The 2,900-nt window shown below is 39.0% G+C and carries 1 protein-coding gene; it reads right to left on the bottom strand.

All coding sequences use genetic code 11. From position 1 onward, the window contains the following. Positions 1-165 precede the first annotated feature (165 nt). Complete coding sequence (gene ltrA, locus M3225_RS28685) at positions 166-2,127, bottom strand: group II intron reverse transcriptase/maturase (protein ID WP_251400722.1); 1,962 nt, start codon at positions 2,125-2,127, stop codon at positions 166-168. Between the last annotated feature and the right edge of the window lie 773 nt (positions 2,128-2,900).

Below are 2,900 nucleotides of genomic sequence, written 5' to 3' on the forward strand. Positions count from 1 at the left end.
GATAACGATAGGTAGCCTACTAAGTGTAAAATCTGATATGATTCCATTCTCTTTTGGGCTTTCCCCCGTTCCACACCGTGCGTGAGACTTTCACCTCACACGGCGCTCCAGCAATTCCTAAGTTTGATTTCTACTAAGTCATAAACACTTCATTGGTTTAGTTCATTAGAACAAAGTTAGTTGTTCATAGTAAGTTTTGTTAGTACAGATTAAATTGTTTCTCACAAGAAATCGCAGTTTATTTAATTTCTCGATTTGTTTATCTGTCATTTTTAGTTTGTCCACTAGCTTTTTTGCCAGAGGTTCATTAGTTAGATGTATCAGCTTGTGAATTTCTGATTTTACGAGAATAAGATTTGCGTAGTTGTCGTCCTGCGTTTCACTCCATAATCGTTTGTGATGACAATGCATGTCTGTCAGTTCAAGTTTTTCATTCATAACCCCACATTTTCCGTTTTGTGCAACGAATAGGGAGATTCGATTATCATTGAACTCAATTGTTGCTCTGTCATTAATTACTGGATGTTCCCTTAGCCACCTTAATTCTGCTTCAGTCACGTTTTCCAGTCCTTTATGGATTAGTTTTCGTCCTTCTGGTGTGTACTTATTAATAGCTATACGTTTGCTCATAGGATTCTTATGCAGAACATACGCAAAAGGAAGAATTGGTTTTTTCATGTAGAATCTTATGGTTTTTGATCCGAGATAGGGAATAATTCCTTTATCTTTGCCACTATATTTACCTACCCTTGAGAAACCGAAGGTATCTGCTTTGCTAGCTCTTGGAAGCCGGTTGTACATTTTCCTAGTTAAGTTTCTTCCGGGCCAATGAAAATCTCGACTTACATGGGTGGCAATACAATAGTAGTTGTGCGCTCCAATCACCATACTGTTGTACTTTCCAATATTCCTAATTATCTCTCGATGGCTTGCTGACTTTTGTAACTTTTTGATTTGGTCTGTCAATTTAGCTATTTGAATTTTGATAGCTTTTGGTGATACATGCGTCTCTGCCACGTATTTGGTTTTTCCCGTGGAAAGACGCTTACCTTTCTTGGTCGCCTTTAAGGTAAAGCCAAGAAATTCGCTTCTTTCCCTTTTTAGGTTCGTCACTTTGGACTTTTCTTCAGAGATAGGAAGTTTCAATCTTTCCTCGAGCCATCGTTTACACGCTTTGTAAATCTTTTCGGCGTTGCTTCTTATATTCGTAAATATTTTGAAGTCATCTGCATACCTCACTATGTACATTGGTTTTAGTCTGGTTTTTTTAAGTTCGACATTCTCGTGTGAACGGTTTTGCGCTCCTTGCTTTGTTAGCTTGGGCGTCCTCTCTTTTACCACGAATGTTTCCCATTGTCGGCTTATCCACCAATCAAATTCATTCAGATTGATGTTGGCGAGCAGTGGACTTAATATTCCACCTTGCGGTGTTCCTTTTGTAGGATATATGGTTGAACCATCAGTCATTATAATTGGGGCTTTGAGTATCTTTCGTATAATTACTAACAGTTGTTTATCTCGTATTCCCAATGTCCATAATTGTCGCATTAGCTTTACATGGTTTACTTCATCGAAAAAGCCTTTAATATCGATATCTACCACGAAAGTTAAATCCTGCCGATTAATCTTTCTAACTGAATCTGCAATAGCTTGTTCGGCAGACCGATTAGGTCTGAATCCATAGCTCCTAGGGCAAAAGTGTGCTTCACATATCGGTTCCAGAACTTGCAAGATACATTGTTGGATAAGTCTATCCCAAAACGATGGTATGCCAAGAGGTCTGGTTTTTCCGTTCGGTTTTGGAATTTCCTTACGCCTAACTTTACCTGGTGTGTAATTTTTAAATCGCATTTTAACAGACTTAACAAAACTTTCTTGGGACATTTTTTCGACAGTTTTAATGGTAATTTTATCGACTGATGGTGTTCTACTTCCTTTATTTCGCTTAATATTTCGATAGGCTAGTAGGATATTCTTTTCAGAAACGATTATTTTCATTAGTTGTCGAAAGTTTTCTTTGTTCTTAGCCCTCTGATACAAGTTATCGAAAGTCTCTGTCATACTGTAGTATTCTGAGTTTCGGATACTCTTGTCTTTAAGCCTTTTTCCTACTGAGTGTTTATTCATGGTTTGTCACCGTCCTTTGAAATTCAGTGACCTTTTTAGTCCTACCAGAATCCATGCTAGGATTTAGTGAAATCAGGTTTTAACCTTAGTTATTGCCTTGTGGCTGTTCCTCCAGTTCTATTACATAACCTTCATCGGTCGTGCCACTACTTTCATCTACCATTAAAGAGAGTTATTTCCTTACGGGATTTTCCCCTCTAACTCGACATGCCTGCCTAGTTTTATTTCACACTATACGTTGGTAGCTTCCGACGTTCCTTTTCAGTTATCATTAATTATACTTAGGTGCTCACTCTACTCCGTGGTTTGCTCCACTGCCTATAACAGTGTAAGAATTAGGGCATCTTCGATTACCTTTGTTTCCTTAAACCAAGTCATCTTTTCAGACCCGACTCATTTCTAAGCCGTAAAGCTATCGAAGCGTACATTCGCGAGTTCGTCAGTGATTTATCACATTCTCACCGTATATAATCCACGGCATACATTACTCGTCCAGTTCCACCGGGTTTATTACTCCCTTTGGCTTTCGGTTACCTCATGAGAGGTACTTCGGGTTACTTTCATGCATACGTTACCCAGCTATGGTCGCCCAAGCCGTTGCTGCGACTTGAGGTTAGGGCGTATTACCGCAGAAGTTTCAAGGCGTTACCCAATCATTCCTTCTGTCACTGAAAAAGTTGTATCTCTTGTAATCTAAATTCAGATTCCATTGAGATCAATCCCTCCCCGTTAGGTTATTAGCCTAACTTTTGAGATTAACGTCTCGCACCAAA

The organism is Priestia aryabhattai (genome assembly GCF_023715685.1).
GTDB classification, from domain to species: domain Bacteria; phylum Bacillota; class Bacilli; order Bacillales; family Bacillaceae_H; genus Priestia; species Priestia aryabhattai_B.

Bases quoted from the DNA above. Each gene is read 5' to 3' on its own strand.
- ltrA (WP_251400722.1), bottom strand. From the start codon at position 2,127: ATGAATAAACACTCAGTAGGAAAAAGGCTTAAAGACAAGAGTATCCGA.